This is a genomic window from Lysinibacillus sp. FSL K6-0232, from assembly GCF_038008325.1.
In the GTDB taxonomy this organism is placed as follows: Bacteria; Bacillota; Bacilli; order Bacillales_A; family Planococcaceae; genus Lysinibacillus.
The window spans coordinates 2,003,248-2,020,485 of record NZ_JBBOYW010000001.1; the positions used below are offsets into that span (position 1 = coordinate 2,003,248).

Annotated in this window: 18 protein-coding genes; 16 read left to right on the plus strand and 2 right to left on the minus strand. The window is 31.7% G+C overall.

From position 1 onward, the window contains the following. The first annotated feature begins 441 nt into the window (after positions 1-441). The 8 genes from MHB42_RS09755 to MHB42_RS09790 all read left to right on the plus strand — a co-directional run bounded on the left by MHB42_RS09755 (position 442) and on the right by MHB42_RS09790 (position 7,220). Positions 442-822: a hypothetical protein gene (locus MHB42_RS09755; RefSeq protein ID WP_340805796.1), complete on the plus strand. Its 381-nt coding sequence runs from the start codon at positions 442-444 to the stop codon at positions 820-822. Between the two features lies 1 nt (position 823). Continuing rightward, entirely contained in the window at positions 824-2,410 is a 1,587-nt protein-coding gene (locus MHB42_RS09760; protein WP_340805797.1) for a terminase large subunit domain-containing protein, read from the plus strand. Positions 2,411-2,432: 22 nt separating this feature from the next. Then, positions 2,433-3,755: a phage portal protein gene (locus MHB42_RS09765; RefSeq protein WP_340805798.1), complete on the plus strand. Its 1,323-nt coding sequence runs from the start codon at positions 2,433-2,435 to the stop codon at positions 3,753-3,755. A 202-nt stretch (positions 3,756-3,957) separates the two neighbouring features. Continuing rightward, the gene (locus MHB42_RS09770) at positions 3,958-4,281 is read left to right on the plus strand and encodes a hypothetical protein (RefSeq protein WP_340805800.1); all 324 of its coding nucleotides are present in this window, start codon (positions 3,958-3,960) and stop codon (positions 4,279-4,281) included. Between the two features lie 255 nt (positions 4,282-4,536). Continuing rightward, positions 4,537-4,875: a hypothetical protein gene (locus MHB42_RS09775; RefSeq protein WP_340805802.1), complete on the plus strand. Its 339-nt coding sequence runs from the start codon at positions 4,537-4,539 to the stop codon at positions 4,873-4,875. Between the two features lie 11 nt (positions 4,876-4,886). Continuing rightward, complete coding sequence (locus MHB42_RS09780; protein ID WP_340805803.1) at positions 4,887-5,489, plus strand: hypothetical protein; 603 nt, start codon at positions 4,887-4,889, stop codon at positions 5,487-5,489. A gap of 734 nt (positions 5,490-6,223) precedes the next feature. Further along, complete coding sequence (locus MHB42_RS09785) at positions 6,224-6,532, plus strand: hypothetical protein (RefSeq protein WP_340805788.1); 309 nt, start codon at positions 6,224-6,226, stop codon at positions 6,530-6,532. Positions 6,533-6,620: 88 nt separating this feature from the next. Then, positions 6,621-7,220 (plus strand): tyrosine-type recombinase/integrase, encoded by a 600-nt coding sequence (locus tag MHB42_RS09790; protein WP_340808571.1) that lies wholly within the window; start codon positions 6,621-6,623, stop codon positions 7,218-7,220. A gap of 87 nt (positions 7,221-7,307) precedes the next feature. On the opposite strand, the gene MHB42_RS09795 is transcribed toward MHB42_RS09790, so the two are convergent. Beyond that, positions 7,308-8,537 (minus strand): hypothetical protein, encoded by a 1,230-nt coding sequence (locus tag MHB42_RS09795; protein ID WP_340805804.1) that lies wholly within the window; start codon positions 8,535-8,537, stop codon positions 7,308-7,310. Positions 8,538-8,795: 258 nt separating this feature from the next. On the opposite strand from MHB42_RS09795, the gene MHB42_RS09800 reads away from it, so the two are divergent. From MHB42_RS09800 to MHB42_RS09810, 3 genes are all read left to right on the plus strand, one after another. Then, a complete protein-coding gene (locus tag MHB42_RS09800; protein ID WP_340805807.1) occupies positions 8,796-9,248 on the plus strand; it encodes a hypothetical protein in 453 nt (150 codons plus the stop codon). Positions 9,249-9,362: 114 nt separating this feature from the next. Further along, on the plus strand, positions 9,363-9,923 hold the full coding sequence (locus MHB42_RS09805; RefSeq protein WP_340805809.1) for a hypothetical protein: 561 nt from the start codon (positions 9,363-9,365) through the stop codon (positions 9,921-9,923). A gap of 199 nt (positions 9,924-10,122) precedes the next feature. Continuing rightward, on the plus strand, positions 10,123-10,731 hold the full coding sequence (locus MHB42_RS09810) for a hypothetical protein (RefSeq protein WP_340805811.1): 609 nt from the start codon (positions 10,123-10,125) through the stop codon (positions 10,729-10,731). Between the two features lie 143 nt (positions 10,732-10,874). Here MHB42_RS09810 and MHB42_RS09815 read toward each other — a convergent pair whose 3' ends face one another. Beyond that, the gene (locus tag MHB42_RS09815) at positions 10,875-11,231 is read right to left on the minus strand and encodes a helix-turn-helix domain-containing protein (RefSeq protein ID WP_340805813.1); all 357 of its coding nucleotides are present in this window, start codon (positions 11,229-11,231) and stop codon (positions 10,875-10,877) included. Between the two features lie 332 nt (positions 11,232-11,563). Between MHB42_RS09815 and MHB42_RS09820 the strand changes: the two genes are divergently transcribed. The 5 genes from MHB42_RS09820 to MHB42_RS09840 all read left to right on the plus strand — a co-directional run bounded on the left by MHB42_RS09820 (position 11,564) and on the right by MHB42_RS09840 (position 16,840). Beyond that, on the plus strand, positions 11,564-12,139 hold the full coding sequence (locus MHB42_RS09820) for a hypothetical protein (protein WP_340805815.1): 576 nt from the start codon (positions 11,564-11,566) through the stop codon (positions 12,137-12,139). Positions 12,140-12,271: 132 nt separating this feature from the next. Next, positions 12,272-13,702: an IS21 family transposase gene (gene istA, locus MHB42_RS09825; protein ID WP_258860958.1), complete on the plus strand. Its 1,431-nt coding sequence runs from the start codon at positions 12,272-12,274 to the stop codon at positions 13,700-13,702. Beyond that, positions 13,695-14,417 carry an IS21-like element helper ATPase IstB gene (istB, locus tag MHB42_RS09830; protein WP_258860959.1) on the plus strand — a complete coding sequence of 241 codons (723 nt, stop codon included), beginning with the start codon at positions 13,695-13,697 and terminating at the stop codon, positions 14,415-14,417. Before istA ends, istB begins: the two co-directional genes overlap by 8 nt. A 125-nt stretch (positions 14,418-14,542) precedes the next feature. Further along, positions 14,543-14,827, plus strand: a complete 285-nt coding sequence (locus MHB42_RS09835) for a hypothetical protein (protein ID WP_340805817.1) — start codon at positions 14,543-14,545, stop codon at positions 14,825-14,827. A gap of 621 nt (positions 14,828-15,448) precedes the next feature. Next, positions 15,449-16,840: a DEAD/DEAH box helicase family protein gene (locus MHB42_RS09840; protein ID WP_340805819.1), complete on the plus strand. Its 1,392-nt coding sequence runs from the start codon at positions 15,449-15,451 to the stop codon at positions 16,838-16,840. Positions 16,841-17,238 lie beyond the last annotated feature (398 nt).

Genomic DNA, 17,238 nt, shown 5'->3' on the forward strand with positions numbered 1-17,238 from the left:
ATATAATATACTTTACCTTTTATATTAATACTCTACTATATATATATAAATAAGAAAGGGTATATATATTATATATATTATTAAAAACGTATGGTTTTAGAAATATAGATTGTTATATAGACAATTTTGTCGATTAGTTATCTTTCTCAAGTATAACAAAATTCGATATGTACTGAGTGGCAGAGCGAAAATATTAGTTCCTCAGAAGTACCGATATAGTACGACATGTCAAATTGGTATGTTGCGAGGTCTATTATGCACTTCGCAGATACATAATGTAACTATTACAGAGAGTGATAACGAATTTAATGTGTCGTGTTGTACGTCACTAGGGTAGTCAAATTTGAAGCTTCCCCTCAAATTTAAGGGGAAGGTTAGCGATAGTATCACTAGGGTTACCCATAATAGGTGATCCTTTTTTAATTAAGGAGGAAATTAAACATGAATATATATGAAGCATTAAACAAGTTGACATGGAAGAAAAAAGAATACTTTTTGTGGAAGCACAACCTATCTGTATTAAGGGAAGTTCCACTAACAGAAGAAGAATTATGCAAACGAATCCAATCCAAAAGTTTATCTTACATGAAGAAGTGGGAGAAAACAGAGCAATATCACAACTTAGTCAATATTATGATTGAGTCACAAGCTGGTAAAGATTTAGAGGATATTTACGCTATTGTAAAGGAAAAAGCCTTAACAGGTGATGAAAAGTCGATTAAATTGCTATTAGATTTACAGAAACAAGTACAGGCATATAACAAACAATCAACCAAGGTGAACAAGTCCACTAATACATATGATGATTTGGAGTTAGAGTAATATGGATGAGAAAATTAAAAAGGTTTTTGATAATTTCCCATTGTTTGCAAAGAATTTTATATACATAACAGATAACAACAATGATGTAGTTAAATTTGAATTGAACGATGCACAGTTAGAAATTGATGAATTAATGCAGCGTAACCGATTTATAATAGTTGGGAAAGCAAGGCAATCAGGTATTTCTACATTTACATTAGGTCGTGCATTATGGAGAGCATTGACTAAACCAAATGAGAATATCCTAATCGTTTCTTACAAATTAGATAGTGCAAAGGCTTTATTCGAGAAGTTGAAACAGATGAACGATTACATACCTAGAGAAAAGTATCCTAATTTATTCCCTAAAGTTAAACGTGATAATCGAGATGAATTAGTATTTACAAATGGTTCTAAGATTAAATCAGTCACAGCTGGTAATAAAGATATAGGTAGGGGATCAACATACAGTTACGTGCATTTAAGTGAGATGGCTTTTTATAGTAATCAAGAAAAGCAATTATTATCTGTAGAGCAATCTTTAGCAAAAGGTGAACATAGTCAATTAACAATTGAAACAACTTCTAATGGCACAGGCAATCATTTCTATCGCATGTATATGCAAGCCATGAAAAATAAATCTAAGTATATCGCTTATTTTGTACCTTTCTATCATAAGTTATATGCTAAACAATTTGCTCATGATTATATGGAAGCAGTTGAATGGTATAAGGCTAGTAATAATGGTAAGAAATTAACTAGAAATGATTTAGATGAAGAAGAACAAGCATTACATAAGTTAGGTGCTACATTGACATGTTTAACATGGAGACGTTGGAAAATGCTCGATATGGAATCAGAAAGTGATTTTTATCAAGAGTATCCATCCAATCCACTTGAGTCATTTATAAGCACTGGTAATAGTGTATTTAATCAAACTAAGGTATTAAACCGTTTAACTTACGCAAATGAGCCAATTGATAAAAGAGAAGTACGCTCAAACTTACCTGAGAAGGAAGGACAATGGGCAAGTAAGGGAATTGTATTGTTCGATTACCCTAAAGTAGGCAAAAAATATTACTTTGGAGTAGATACAGCCAGTGGATCAGGTGGAAATAATGACTCATCTACAATTGTAGGCTTTGATGATGATGGACAGCAAGTATTAACATTTGAATCAAATAAAATACCTGTATATGAATTTGCGGAGTTGATTGACGTTTTAGGACGTTGGTATAACTACGCTTTTTTAGTTGTCGAGAGAAATAGTTATGGCTTACCTGTAATTGAACGATTGAGAAAAGAGTGCGGATATGAAAATATGTACAAACAAAAAATGTTTGATGAGAGAGGTAAGAAGAAACTTCAACTAGGTTGGACTACTACTCAATCAAATAAAGCAATTTTCATTTCAGACTTCAAAGAAAATTTTGAGAAGAACCTAATCAATATCGAGTGTAAGCAACTATTACAACAGATGCAAATGTTTGTAGAGAATAGTGGGAAAATGGGCAATAAGCGAGGTAATACTGAAAAAAACCACGATGATTTAGTTATTGCTGCCGCATTATCTGTACAAGGTATGAAAGCAAGTAAATGGTATGTGTAGATATAGGAAAGGAAGGATATAAATGAATCTTGAGCAATATGTAAATGCAAAATATAAAGGGAAGAGTACATGGTTTGTCGATGAAACGACTACATATGAAAATCAGAGCCGTATACTGAATGTATCAGGTATTCGAGATTATTTGGATGGAAAGCATGAAATATTAAAACGTCCAAATTATAAATATAACGGTGAGAATGTAGAGCCAAGACGTATTGTAATTCAGTTGGCTAAAACGATTTTAAACTTTAAGGCACAATATTTACTTAAAAATCCTGTCAATTTGATTGGTGATGAGAGTATGGTTAAAGAATTTAATAAGGTAAATAAACTAGGTAGATTTGATGATGTAAATGTACAGATTTTATTACAACTACTCAAATTTGGTGAAGTATCAGAGTACTTATATATTGATGGTAAAGGTAGAATTAAGAGTAAATTAATTTCTGCTGATAATGGTATTCCAGTGTATAACAATTACAATGAAATGATAGCATTTATAGAGCATTATACCTTTGATGGAATCACTTATTATAATTTATATAATGATGTTAGTGTGCAAGAGTGGTCAAATGAAGGTGGGAAGATTGTTAAGGTTGGGGAGAGTCCAAGTTTGGGCGGTCTACCTATACATTATAAGACAGTAAATGAACTCAGTGATCGCATTGGTAGGTCAGAATTAGATGACTATCAAAACATCCTAGATAATATGGAAGATGTGCTTAGTAAGTACATTGATAGCATGTATAAGTTTATTAATCCAATTCCAGTCGTAACAGGTCAACAACTTACTAATGCATCTATTCCTTCTGAAATTGTTGGTGCAGGATTAACTTTAGACGATGGTTCGGACTTTAAATTAGTAAATGGATCATTAGATAGTAAGTCATTTGATTTAGTGTATAAGACGCTTATGCAAACCTTACTTGATGTATCGTCAACTCCTGCCGTATCAATGAATAAGACGGATATTAGTAACTTGTCAGAGGTCAGTATTAAACTTTTATTCTCATTAGCGGATACACAAGCTGGAGTAAATGAAACTTATCTAAGAGAAGGCTTCTATCAACGGTGGGAGAAGGTACAGCGTTTATTAAAATATAAAGGTATACATATTACAGATGATGAGATGATTTCGCTTGAGTTTAATTTTGTATACAATACTCCAAGTAACCATAAGGAAATTTTGGATAATATGAAAACTCAATTTGATATGAACGCTATTTCATTGGAGACGATTATTGAACAGAGCCCATACGTTAATGACAAGATGAGAGAGATGAGTCGTTTAAAAGGTGTAGAGTATGATGTACATAATAGTAATGATACAGTTGGTACAGTTTAGTTATAAATGAATAACACAGAATAACATAGAAGCGTAGTGTAGAAAAGTGGGAAATAGGTGTGTACGAGTTGAGTTAAAATGTAGTAGTGTCAAGGGATTATACTTTATAGTTGATATGCTACATTTCTCACACCCTGTTATATATGGTACGCCCCCCCACTACACTACCAATTATATTAATAGTGAAGGATGATAGATAAATATGACAATAGAACAATTATCACAAGTTGCACTATCCCCAGCAGTTTGGGCTATGTGCTGCATTGTATTAGTAGGATTTATTTTAAAGAAGGTATATGAACAGAACGATAAGCAAGAAGAACGACTAACTAACTTACATGATGAATATAGAGTAGAATCAAAAGAACGTGAAAATAAACTAATGGAACATTTAGCAGAGAGTAACGAGATACAGCGTAAAACAGCACAATCATTGGTACAAGTGGAAAAGTCCTTAGTGTCATTAGAACAAGGTTTAAATACATTAGACGACAGAGTGACGATTATTGAAAGAAATAATAATTAAATGATAAAAATAACAATGTATAAATGACCGTTATTTTATGCATTAAATCATACAACTGTTAAATAGTAATAGTAGCCAAAATGCTATTATATCAACGATGTATAAAAAATGAATAATAGTATTGTTAGGTGTAGAAGTAAGAATGTTGATATATCAATGTTTTACGACTACTTTTAGTTTACATAAGATAGGTTTTAGGAAGTTAATTGTGAATAAGGTATACATATAATATAAACAGTTAGAAAGGATGATTGAATGAATATTACTAATTTACAACGATTAAAATACGACATACAAGGCATTGAGTTAGATGATACACAACTATCTATATACCTTGCAGAGAACGGACTACAAGCAACTGATACATATAATACAAATGATACAACTAACTTGAAAGGTATCTATGCTACTGCTCTATCAGTGTTAGAAGGACTGGCTAATAACCCTACAATGATGAAGGCAATAAAACTGGATGATATGACGGTCAGTGAGTTCAGTGACAACATAATGAAACGTATAGACCAGCTAGACAATAAGATTAGACAGATTAAAGTAAGCAATAATAGTAGCAGCACATTCCTTTTATACAATTGAGAGGTGATTAAATGAAGTTATTAGATGATAAATTAATTAAAGATACGATAAAAGCTATCCAATCACCATACCAATTTAATATTTTTGAGAAAAATCCATTTACGATCAATGCAGTAATTAGTAACGCTACATTTTCACCTAACTCTACGTTTCATATTCATTCATTAGACGTTTTTAATTGCGGGGACTATACAACTATCAATAATCCTAATAACGTGTATATGGTTACGTCAGACGTTTTAACAATGCGTGGTGGCAAGTATAAGGCAACCTTAGAGTATTGCAACTATTCAATCGAGCAGTGGGAAGAAGTTAAAACATTAATAGGATATGACCATTTAGGGCGACCTGTGTATGAATACGTCAATACGTTGGTAGGGGAAATCCCTGCAATTCTAAAATATAAAGATTTTTCATTTTCAACTAATGAAGTGGTTAATCTGACTAAGCCAATTTATGAAATTACTGTTAGAGATAATGAAGCAGCACGAAAACATTTCAAATTAAATGAGAGTAAGTATGCAGATGTAACTATTTATGATGTGACTTATCGTATTATCAATGTAGATTACAGCAAACAAGGATTAATTAACTTAAGATTAGAAAAGTATTGACAAGAAGCGGATACCCCTAACTTTTTATTTTGCATGCTACCTTACCTATTTTCACACGCCCATAAATTTTTATTATTTCCTTATATGTAGGTATTTGGTAAGATATTACTATAAAATACATAGGGTGCTTTTAATTTTATTTTATATTGAAATTCAAACTATGAATGTGGTAAGAGTAATATGGCTATAGTACAAAGTATGAAACCATATTAATTAGAGGGGATAATTTCCCTCTTTTTTTATTGGTTAGAAACTTGAATCCTTAGCAATAAATAGTGTATAGTTGGAATATAAAAGGTAATTAAATTTAATTAGTAGATGTTTTTCTACCTTACAAACGAATTTAATCCATATAAACCTCTATATATCAACGTTTTTTCGCTAATGATTTAGTTAAACTAGACAGAAGTGAATTTTATATTTACGTCTTCAAATAGTTTACGATCGCCATAGCGAAGACCTACATTACTAACTTGAATCATGCAAGTTCCTCCTTTTTTCACAATGGCTCTAGTATAGCATGAAAGATGTTCCAGCGTCTATAAACATTATTAAATCAAGGTTTGGCGTTCTTTCCAAGGGGGGAGGGGAATGAAGGAAATGGCATCTACAAAAAATGGAAGTTGAAATTATATTTATTTAAACGTTTTTAAGGAAAAGAACAGGTAAGTAAATGAAATTGATTTATCCCTAATTTATTACCTTTTAATATTTCATTGAAAGGAAGATGCTAAATGTCTAGAAAAGTAAAAGAATTGAGAATGGACGATGTTGTTTTTAAGCCTAGCTTACAACCTAAGCAATCGAGAGATAATACTACCAAACGTAAATCCGATTCACTCCCAATAAATCAAGCACTTGAAATAGTAAACCGACAGATGCAATTACAAGGACTAAGGCATAAAACTTTGTTGACCTATAACCAGACAATGCAAAAATTTGTAGAGTTTTTAAATCTTGAAACAGTGGAGGATATTAATAAAGATGGATTCATGAATTGGTTGGAATCACTTAATTATTTAGATAAAACAACATCAAGCTAACAGATTTAGGTTTGTATCGGCAATTTTAACTAGGTTTTATGATAACGGTTGGCTAAAAGAGCAAGGGAAGTTTTGGAAGGATATTAAAATTAAAGTTGATAAAAAAGTTAAAAAAGCAGCCGATGAAAAGGAACTTGAAATATTATTATCACTGATTGATACTACTTCATGGATTGGTTGGAGAGATGTAACGGTTTTAGTTTTACTTTATAGGACAGGCATACGTATCCATACTTTAACAAGCCTAAAAGAGGAGCATATCAATTTTAATGAAAAGATGTTAGTACTTTCAGGAGACATCATGAAGAATGGAAAAGTATTGAAGCTGCCGTTGGATGATGAATTGTTAATGTTGCTCGAACGTTTAATGAAACAAAATCACGAGGTAAGGAAACGTTATAAAGAGAAGAACGATTATATTTTTATCTCAAAAAGTGGAAAGCCGACTTTGAATAACTATTCCCATAACAACGCCATTTCAAAACGTATTAATGCTTACTCAAAAAAATATGGTCTTTCAATATCACCACACAAAATACGTAGGTTATATGCAACTAATCTTGTACGTAAAAAAGTGCCTTTAGCTATTATTTCAAATGCGCTCGGTCATTCTTCGTATGAGGTAACAAGGAATTATATAGAAATTGATGCGGACGAAGTGGTTGATACTTTACGTAAATATTTGTGATTAAAAAGAGTCAGCTATTCGTAGTAGCTAACTCCAAAAAATAAGATGTAATTATTAGGTGGGTAGCTCTTGTAGTTACTCACTTTTTTAACTTGGTATATGATATAACATTACTGCAACTTTAATTTCTTTATTTTTGTCTCCGTTTAAGTGGAAAATATAATTAAACCAACTTTCATCCTTTTGATCAACAAATTTAATAAAGTTTTCATGAGTCAGTATAGATTCTTTTGCTGTCTGAATAACACTTGTAAAATCTTTATTTCTGACAAACATGATCACAGATGTTTTAGAATCTCTCCAAGTTAAGTAACCTAATAATTGATCTATTGTCTTTAGAAAACCCTTTGCGCCTGTCCAGAATTTACACTCTCCAACAAAAACATTTCCTCCATCATACCTAAGTAAAATATCTGTCTTCCCACTTTTATTAAATGTTTCTCCTGTTGCGCTACCATCAAAATGAGGTTCTAGAAGCATCAAAAAATGGTCACGTAAATCCTCTTCACCTTTATCATTGTATACAGATGGTTTACGTTCAAACTCCTTACCCATATCATTAATCATAGTTAGTATATCAATATAAGTACCATTTTCAAGTGTTGGATCAGGGATGAAATTGCTTTCCGTTTCAGTTGGTTTTATATTAATTTTCTTTTTTACTTGAGGACTAGGTATAGAGAAGGTTTTTGGTGTATCGTTATTCTTTTTTATAGGTATAGTTAGTCCTGACTTCAAAGCTCTTCTTTTTAAAAGTTCCTCTTTTCTACTTCCAAAAACTGAAATAATAAAAGGTCTAAGGTTTGAATTATAAGATTCAATATCTGCATTCAAATTACGAATATAATTCGTAAGAGTATCTTTGAAATTGTGGAATTCTTTTTCACACTCTTGATAATTATCATTAAAAACAATAAACCTTTTAATTATTTTATTATTTGTTATATATGCTCTTGGGAAAACGCTATAGAAGGATGAAGGTCGGTAGTGTAGCATTCCTTTATCACCTTCAATTGGTATAGTGTAATAAAGAACAGGTTTTTGGAAACTTTGCTTACCAAAAACATTAAAGTGTCTAGGAAGTGAGTCTGATGAAATTGCCTCCTCTTTTTCTTCTGCATATATTTCATTTTCTAAAATATTTACAGTGTTCACCTTATTTTTGTCAAATAAATAATCAATGTATTGCTCTTGACCTACATTTAAAATATAGTCTTCTTTCTCTTTTTGAATAAAGTCTCGTATACTCTCTTTCTGGACGCTGAAATAATTGAATAAATCCTTCGTGTAAAACAATAAGTCTTCATTATAATACAAAGATAACACCTAACCTTTTATAATTTTATACTTATTATACCAAATTATGATTATTTCTACAGACTTTAAAACTATCATAAAAACTTTATGTATTTTTTTATAGATTGGTAGCAACATGTCAATAGCATTAAACAAAATAATACTATTAATAGTAAATATTTCTTGTAGTATAATATAAGAAATACAATGAAAATGAAAGGAAAATAACTCTAGTAAAATACATTAAATAAAAATCAAAATAGAAAAGAGTGTTTATTAATGAATGAACAATATGTAGTAACGTATCATGATTTACAAATTGGAAAAGAGCGAATTCATTATTTCGACTCAAAAGAAGAAGCTAAAGATTTCTTTGAAAATATCATAACAGATGACAACTGTATTTCAGAATTTTTGATGACTAAAGAGGAATACGAACGTGTGTTAGATTTTATAGAAATGGATGATTCGGAGGAAGACGATGTTGAAGGAGACTATGAAGCAGCTAAGTTCGAAAAGTACGATAGGGTTGAATTGAATGCAGACTTGGATGATCTTGATTTATTAGAAGGTGAATCTGGAATGATAATGAGTGGTTTACTGAAAAATGGCTGCTATGCAGTTTCGTTTGATTTTGATGATGTTGATGAGGATACCCTTCATGATTGTAATGGTTTAGTCCCAAATGGTAAAGGTTTGTATATAGCTGAAGAATACTTGAGAAAAATTTAAGCTATTCCTATTATTTGGATTTAGCAAAAAGGAATTTGTTTGAAGAGGATATACCAGAGTTTTAAGTGAGTTAAAAGATTAAGGGAGTTGTTTATTATAGATGTTCTAGAGTGGATGAATGATAATAATGGTACAATAATGGCTCTCTTAACACTTGTGTATGTTGGTGCCACTATTCTAATTTTAAAAGCCAACAAGGATATGGTAAAAGAGAGTGTAAAACTCAGAGAAGCTGAGTCTAGACCATATGTTATAGCTTATTTAGAGGAGAGAAGTACAGGAAGTGTATTTTTAACAATAGAAAATATAGGGAAATCAATAGCAGACAATGTTAAAATTTCCTCAAATCGAAAGATTGAATATCCAGAGTTCTATCATATTTCTGACAGTTACATTTTTAGAAATCCTTTTATGTTGGCACCAAATCAAAAAATTGACTTCTTTATTCATCAAACTACATCAGGAAGTGTGAAAGTTAAAAAAGATTCAAATGGATTGTATCCAATATATTTGCTTAATATCAGTTATGAAAGCGACAATAATAGATACGAAGAAAAGAACGTAATTGATTTAAATATTGTAAAACATAGAGTATATGAGGAGAATAAAGATAGAATTAAATACATCGTTGAAGAATTAAAGGATATTAAAGTTCTTTTGAAAAATAAAACCTAAATTATTATTTAAATGGGAATTACCATGACTAATACTGATCAATAGAAAGAAACTGAAACAAAATTACCTAAATGAAAATGTAGTGAGTGTGATTTTGAGTTCTATGGAATTTCTATCGTATGTCCATCATGTCATGGGAATGGTAGATGTTGAGAAATTAGAAGTTAACAAACTTAAGTTTAGTTAGGACTAAAAAAGTATGAATAAAAAAATTAAAGTGTTGTCATTATTCTTAATTCTTGGACTAAGTGCATGTAGTGATACTGAGAAAGTTCAAGATTCAGAAGTTAGTGAAAAACAAGAATCTATTTCTTTAGATGTCCAAAAGGAAGAGAAAAAAGAAATAAAAGCTGAAACGAGTATTTCAAACAATTTTTCTGTTGAAGAGCAAGAATATTACAATGAATATATTAATCGAATGATTAGCATCGAAAAATCTATAGATGCACTTGGAAATAACGTTGCTGAAATGATTGATTCAATTGGTGTTGAAATATATGAAAATAAAGAAGCAATCACTCGATTGAAAGAATCTAAAGATGCTTTTTCAGATGTTGCTGTACTTTTAGAAACCAATGAAACTACAGAACAACTCGAGGACTATCATAATGCAATGTTTATTACTGCATTATCTTATTCAAAAGCAATGTCGGACATTGTTGATGCTTTAGAAAGCAGAAATATAGAAATGTTTAGAAGTGGTGTACAATCTTATAGGGATGCAAAATCAAATTTAGAGGTTGCAGTTTCTATGCGAGAGGAAGCTACGAAAGGTATGTTCTTTTTAAAAATAGAAGATAGTCAATAATTTGAGCTATTTATAAAAAAATAACTTACAATGAAACTCTGAAATTATTTCTGAAATAAAATTGTGAATGTTAAACAGGCTGAAAGAAGTTGGGAAAACCTTCTGCTCAGCCTGTTTTTAATTATAAGAGAGGGGTACTAGCATCAGTGGAATTTTTTCTTAGCTAATTGTTTGGCTAATAGCAACGAATTCTCTAATGATGCGATTAATAATTCTTTATCTTCCTCATCTAGTTCATTTAAGATTTCCAGCAGTTTTTTGTCAGCATCACTCTTGTCGTTAGCTTCCAAGGTAAAATAATTTTTTTGACCACTACGTCCTAAAAGATAATCAGTCGATACATTAAAGTGATCGGCTACCCTTTCTAAGTTTTCTGCCTTAGGAGAAGAATTGTCCCAACGACGTATTTGACCATTAGAGATTCCTATTCTTCTTTCAACTTCTGCAAAATTAGTGCTTTTTTCATCACAAAGATTTTTGATTCGATTAACTAAACTCATTTATATCAACCTTTCTAGAGCTTACAAAAGACAGAAATAGCTTTTTTGCTATATTTATATTGACAGATAGCTTTTATGCTAGTAAACTGTGTTTATAAGCTAACTTAATTGCTAAAAATATGTATAAAGAATATGACCTAATATAATACATTTTGACGTTGGGGAACGGACTAAATGCAATGTTTCAGGCTTTTTTAAAGTCTTATTTAGCTATGTCTATATAATAGCATTTAAGTTATTATTGGTCAAATGATTTTAGCGAAGTAGCTAATTTGTATTGTCGTAAATTTTAATCATTACTATCAAATAACGCACAAAAAAGGAGAGTTTATATGAGCAGTCAATATAGCGTTTTACATCCTAAGTATCGAGGGACTAAAAAACTTAATGTTTTGGTATCAGCGCAAATTTTAGTTGAGTCTGACTTCACGGAATATAAGAGAAATAAATTATTAAATCGTAATGCGTATATAAAATATGGAGATCAGTTTAATAGGTTAATGGTACAGCTAGATGGGGAGGAAACCTTATTAGAGGTTAAAGAAGTTACTTATTTAGTGCCAAAAAATAATTATAATATCGGAGTTATTGATGTGTTACTTGCATTTGACGTATTTGCAAATAGTGCCGAAGAAGCTGCTGAAAAGATGAGAAGAACCTTAGAAGGGGATATACCAATCAATAACTTTACATTAATCGATGCTGATACATCAAGAATGGGTTTTGATTGTGAAGTCTTATCGTATCAATTTTATGAAGAGTATCTAATTAAGGAGATCACTCACTATGATGAAGCACCAAAAAAATATGAGCAACTTGCTTCATTAAAAGTAATTGTGAAGGGTGATATACCTGAAGTACCAGAATGTTTTGGGAAGTGGGGTGTTCCGTACATGTGTATTGCATAATAAAAGTGCAGACTAGTGCAGCGAATTTGTACAGAGTCTAGCACTTTTTTAGTGCAAAAAAATAGACTTGCCAGCCACCCCAAGTCACTCTACTGTTAAAGTGTCGAATTTTACCAGTGGAGGTTTGAAAGGATGCTAGCAATGTCTGAAGTTAATTGTATCAAAACATTACGAAATGAAAAAGGATTATCGATTACTGAAATCGCCAATACAATGCAAGTCAATTGGCGTACTGCCAAGAAATACGGTGATGGGGATCAGTTGCCGCAGGAGAAAACTCACCTGAAAAAAGGCATGATGTACGACGAAAAATGGGGAGAAATCGTAGTTGATTGGTTAGAAGAGGATTTAAAACTAAAGAAAAAATTACGCCGTACAAACAAGAAAATGCTTGAGGATCTAGTAAAGATGGGATTCAAAGGTTCTTACAGAACGCTTTGTAATTTTATTCAAGAATGGAAAGCAACAGAAGAAGAGGAAGCAGATAAAGGGCATGAACGTTTAAATCATCCAGGAGGAGAAGCACAGGTAGACTTCGGTGTAATGGAGGCTGTTCAAGATGGGGAAATTATTGATGTTCACGCATTAGTCATGTCATTCCCTGCAAGTAATACAGCATTTGCGGTGCCGATGCCTGGTGAAAACTTAGAATGTTTTTTAGGTGGACTTCAAATGTTGTTTAAACAGGCTGGTGGTATTCCTTTGAGCATTCGAATTGATAACCTAACACCTGCGGTGAAAAAAGTAAGAAAAGGAGATTCAGAGGCCCAATTAACCGAAGCCTTCCGACATTTCCAACAATATTACGGCTTTAAAGTGCAAGTGTGTAACCCACGCAAAGGAAATGAAAAAGGTCATGTAGAAAGAAAGGTTGGCTATGTACGCTATAATTTCTTTAGCTTGCCACCTGTCATTAAAGACCTTGAGGATTTAGGAAATCAATTAGAACAGCAGTTAGCAAATGATCGTCAACGAATTCATTATAAAAAGGAAGTACTGATTGATGAGCTATGGCAGCTTGAACAAAAGCAATTGATCAAATTACCTGAAGAACCATATCCGATATTTAAGCAGTTTCTGATAAAGTTTAATAAGTATAATGAATTCAAGCTTGATGGACATTTGATTCATGTACCAAGAGCAAGGAACTACGTCCAACTTTCTTGTGTGACATATTGGGATTCGTATAAAGTCATCACAAATGACGGTGAAATTCTATTATCTGATGCCCGTCCTTATATGAGAAAACGCCGTTTTATTCCTTGGAAGGAGATTTTAAAAGATTGGTTGAAAAAACCACGTGTTGTAGGGCATTCTCGTTATTCAAACTATTTACCAGCGCGTATTAAAGAGTATTTAACAGTGCCTTCGCTTGCCTTAAGAAAACAACGGATTAATGAATTACTGACGCTTTTACTCACACATGATATGAATGACATTGATCAAAACTTTTATAGTTATATTGGACGTGAGGTAGAAGAGACAGAACACCCTTACGGTGTGAATTGGACAGAATATGATGCCTTATCGCCAAAAGGAACGGAGGCGTTGAATCATGAATGAAGCGATTTTAACGCTCTGTAAGCAATTGAGATTGGCTTATGTGGCAGAAGCCATTAAAGTGGTACCTTTTACCGATCCAGAAGAATATATTTATCAAATTTTATTAAAAGAGCAGCTTGGCAGAGAACAAGCAAAAATAGCGCGTAATTTGAAGCAGGCACGTTTTATCGATACGAAGACGCTTGAAAGTTACCAGTGGCATAAAGATATTTGTTTACCTAGCCATTTAACAAAAGATGAATTAGAGCGACTAGATTTCATTCGAAGAAAAGAGAATATCATTTTAGTTGGAGCACCTGGAACAGGTAAAACTCATTTAGCTTCTGCACTTGGACGAAAAGCTTGTGAACAAGGATTTGAAGTGCGTTTTTATCGCGTTTCACATTTGGTTGAAGAATTAGAGCAAGCACTCCTTGTAGGGAAATTAAAGCAATTTAGAAGTAAATTAGAGAAAGTTGATTTAATGATTTTAGATGAAATGGGTTATTTGCCTTTTGGTAAAGAAGGAGCAGAATTACTGTTTCAAATTATTTCAGAGTTCTATGAACAAAAGAGCTTGATTATCACATCAAATTTAGAATTTAGTCAGTGGAACCGCATTTTCTCGGATTCACGTTTAACGGCAGCTCTGGTGGATCGTTTGATTCACCACGCCCATATTATTTCATACACGGGTCAGAGCTTCCGTTTAACCAATGCGTTGTCGAGAAAATAGAGAAAATATTGGGTGGCAATGCTCTGTATTTTTCGTTGCAATTCTCTGCACTTTTCTCTTGCAAAATACAGTACAAATCGGATGACTTATCAAATGATTATATTTACAAGTTTGAAGGCATTAATTTGACAATTAACGGCATAAAAAATATTGATTATGGACTAATTCCAGTATCCTTTAAAGTGTTAGAGAAAAGTTTAGCTGAATTTAACTTAGCTTTCAATTTTCGTGTATACGGCTATAGTGCTGATCATGCAAGCGACTTATTTGAAAGTATTTTCACTCCTGATAACACTACAATTAGTGGTTTTACATTTATTGATGATGAAAATTTTATTACAACAGAATTTGAAGTAATCGAAATTATCGACACAGTAGTAGAAGAGGTTGCAGAAGAATATGGACAATAGACTTGAAGATATCGAACAATGTTACTCTAGTTTTTTGGATACAGAAACTAAAGAAGAATTTGAAAAGGCTATAAGCGACTTATACAGCGAGTTGCGATCACTGGATGCTTATAACCTTCTCGTTTAAATTAAATTTTTCTTCCCCACCGTCTACCAAACGAAAGAAGAATAGTTGCACATAACAATGAGGGGTTAACACCCCTCTCCTATCTAGTATAGTATCACAATCCATTACTTTATGCAAAAAAAGGTAGAGTTAAAAAAATTTGACCTCCACTAGCTACTTACTAAAATTACTATTATTATCTGGTTGAGTATAAGATTAGCAAATAAATATATGTACTTAGTTTTAGGGTTGATGTAAAAAAGTTTATAGGCTCGACTGTCAGTTTCTAAAATTTTGCAATATCATATTTTATAGGCATAAAATCTTTAGAAGGAGAGGGAGGAAATATAGTAAAAAAATTCAAAAGTAATACTTATTTAACTGATGTCATCACAACCAAAGAAATTAATCAATGGAAAGGAAATGTAATAATTGATGCAGGTACTGGGACAGCTAAAACAAGTTTAATTTTAGATAAGTTAGCGCACATATGCTTAGATCCATTTAAAACAATATTGATTTTATCTAGTCGTGATGCATTGACAAAAGAAATAAGGAAGAAAGTAGATGACGGAGTGTTATTTAATGTCACTGTCAACTCCTACCAACATATTGAGTCGTGTATCAAAAATAAGGTTACTGACTTGAGTCCGATTTTTGCGAATAAATATGATTATATTGTTTTGGATGAATGCCAACACTTTACCGAGGGGATCAGCAAATACACTGATTTAAGTTTTAAGTGGATTATGCAACATTCTGCACAGAAGATATTTATGAGTGCTACAGCCAAAACTTTATTCAAATACTTAATAGATGAAAGGGAGGTAATTTTAGATAACTATTACTACATTCCAAAGTCATACGACTATGTAGATGACATTTACTTTTTTAATAAGAAAGTTGACATAGAATACATAGTCGATGATTTGATGCGAAACACAAACGATAAAATAATAGTATTTATTAATTCACTGGATCAATGTAAAAAACTTTATTTTAAATATGAAGATGATGCCGTATTTTATTGCTCTAAATTTAGTAAAGATAAAGAGGCGCTAGGTATTTTAAACAGTCAATCTTATAAAATAGACGATGAAACATTTCCTTCAAGATTGCTAATCTCAACCACAGCGTTAGATGTAGGTATAACACTTAAAGACTATTCAATAAAACATATAGTAGCCTCAATTTTCAATCATAATCAACTAGCTCAATGTCTAGGAAGAAAAAGGAAAATAACTAAATCGGACAAGCAATACATAAAAGGTTTAAATGACACTTGTACATATTATATTAGGAAATTTAACAGACGTGAGATGAATCTAATTGATAAATCTAAAGATTTGAAGGAAATGGATTTATTTCAATTCAATTATAACCAATACGTTATTAAATATGGCTCAAATCGAGAACACATCAATAAATACATATTTTACGACTTTGATAAAAAGAAATGGGAATTAAATGAACTAGGTTACATGACAGTAAAACAGTTACAAATGGATTTGTTTGATATGAAAGAGAAGGTGATTGGGATAGATAGAAATAAAAACGAAGTTAAAGGTATAGGTTATAAACGTTTTGTGATTGATAAATTAAAACTTCCTGTTGAAAAGGTGAAGGAATATGAACTTATCAAACAGGAAACGCAAGAACATTCATTGAAGGATTATCTTGAATCTGTTGTTGGTGAAAGGTTAATGAAAGAGCAGCAAGCTAAATTAAAAGAAGTATTTAAAAAGAACGGTTTGAATGCTCGTACACTAGGTATAAATACATTAAATGGGAATTTGAAAGACCGAAAATTACCTTATAGCATCCTTTCAAAAAGAAGTGATAAATGGTTGGATGGTAAAACTATAACTATACGATATTGGGAAATAGTTAATAACATAGAACACTAAATCCTCGTCAAAACATACATTTTTCTATTATATAGATAATTACATAATTTGACGAGGATTATAGCAAGAGAAAATACATAAAAGTAATACGACTGTTCAATTTTAGAATGTGAACGAATAGTGAGCATTTTAAAATTGATAAAGGCGAAGGCAATAGTTTTTAGTTATTAGAATCACTTCGATTTGCTGAAAGCGAATTGTTAGTGATACTTACTACTCAAAAGTGTTGACTATTCTTTACCTCATTAAATAAAAAAATACATAAAATAAAAGGATGATTACATGGAACAATCAGAAAACAAAGGTATACATATTCGCACTATTCAAGCATCAAAGACCGAATAAGTATCACGATATTAATGTGATTGGTTGTTGTGCAAATAAGGAATGTCAGCACG

Excerpts from the sequence above, each read along its gene's own strand:
- istA (WP_258860958.1), top strand. The coding sequence starts at position 12,272 with ATGCTAGCAATGTCTGAAGTTAATTGTATCAAAACATTACGAAATGAA.
- MHB42_RS09805 (WP_340805809.1), top strand. The coding sequence starts at position 9,363 with ATGAATGATAATAATGGTACAATAATGGCTCTCTTAACACTTGTGTAT.
- MHB42_RS09800 (WP_340805807.1), top strand. The coding sequence starts at position 8,796 with ATGAATGAACAATATGTAGTAACGTATCATGATTTACAAATTGGAAAA.
- MHB42_RS09780 (WP_340805803.1), top strand. The coding sequence starts at position 4,887 with ATGAAGTTATTAGATGATAAATTAATTAAAGATACGATAAAAGCTATC.
- istB (WP_258860959.1), top strand. The coding sequence starts at position 13,695 with ATGAATGAAGCGATTTTAACGCTCTGTAAGCAATTGAGATTGGCTTAT.
- MHB42_RS09770 (WP_340805800.1), top strand. The coding sequence starts at position 3,958 with ATGACAATAGAACAATTATCACAAGTTGCACTATCCCCAGCAGTTTGG.
- MHB42_RS09815 (WP_340805813.1), bottom strand. The coding sequence starts at position 11,231 with ATGAGTTTAGTTAATCGAATCAAAAATCTTTGTGATGAAAAAAGCACT.
- MHB42_RS09765 (WP_340805798.1), top strand. The coding sequence starts at position 2,433 with ATGAATCTTGAGCAATATGTAAATGCAAAATATAAAGGGAAGAGTACA.
- MHB42_RS09775 (WP_340805802.1), top strand. The coding sequence starts at position 4,537 with ATGAATATTACTAATTTACAACGATTAAAATACGACATACAAGGCATT.
- MHB42_RS09820 (WP_340805815.1), top strand. The coding sequence starts at position 11,564 with ATGAGCAGTCAATATAGCGTTTTACATCCTAAGTATCGAGGGACTAAA.
- MHB42_RS09785 (WP_340805788.1), top strand. The coding sequence starts at position 6,224 with ATGTCTAGAAAAGTAAAAGAATTGAGAATGGACGATGTTGTTTTTAAG.
- MHB42_RS09755 (WP_340805796.1), top strand. The coding sequence starts at position 442 with ATGAATATATATGAAGCATTAAACAAGTTGACATGGAAGAAAAAAGAA.
- MHB42_RS09810 (WP_340805811.1), top strand. The coding sequence starts at position 10,123 with ATGAATAAAAAAATTAAAGTGTTGTCATTATTCTTAATTCTTGGACTA.
- MHB42_RS09760 (WP_340805797.1), top strand. The coding sequence starts at position 824 with ATGGATGAGAAAATTAAAAAGGTTTTTGATAATTTCCCATTGTTTGCA.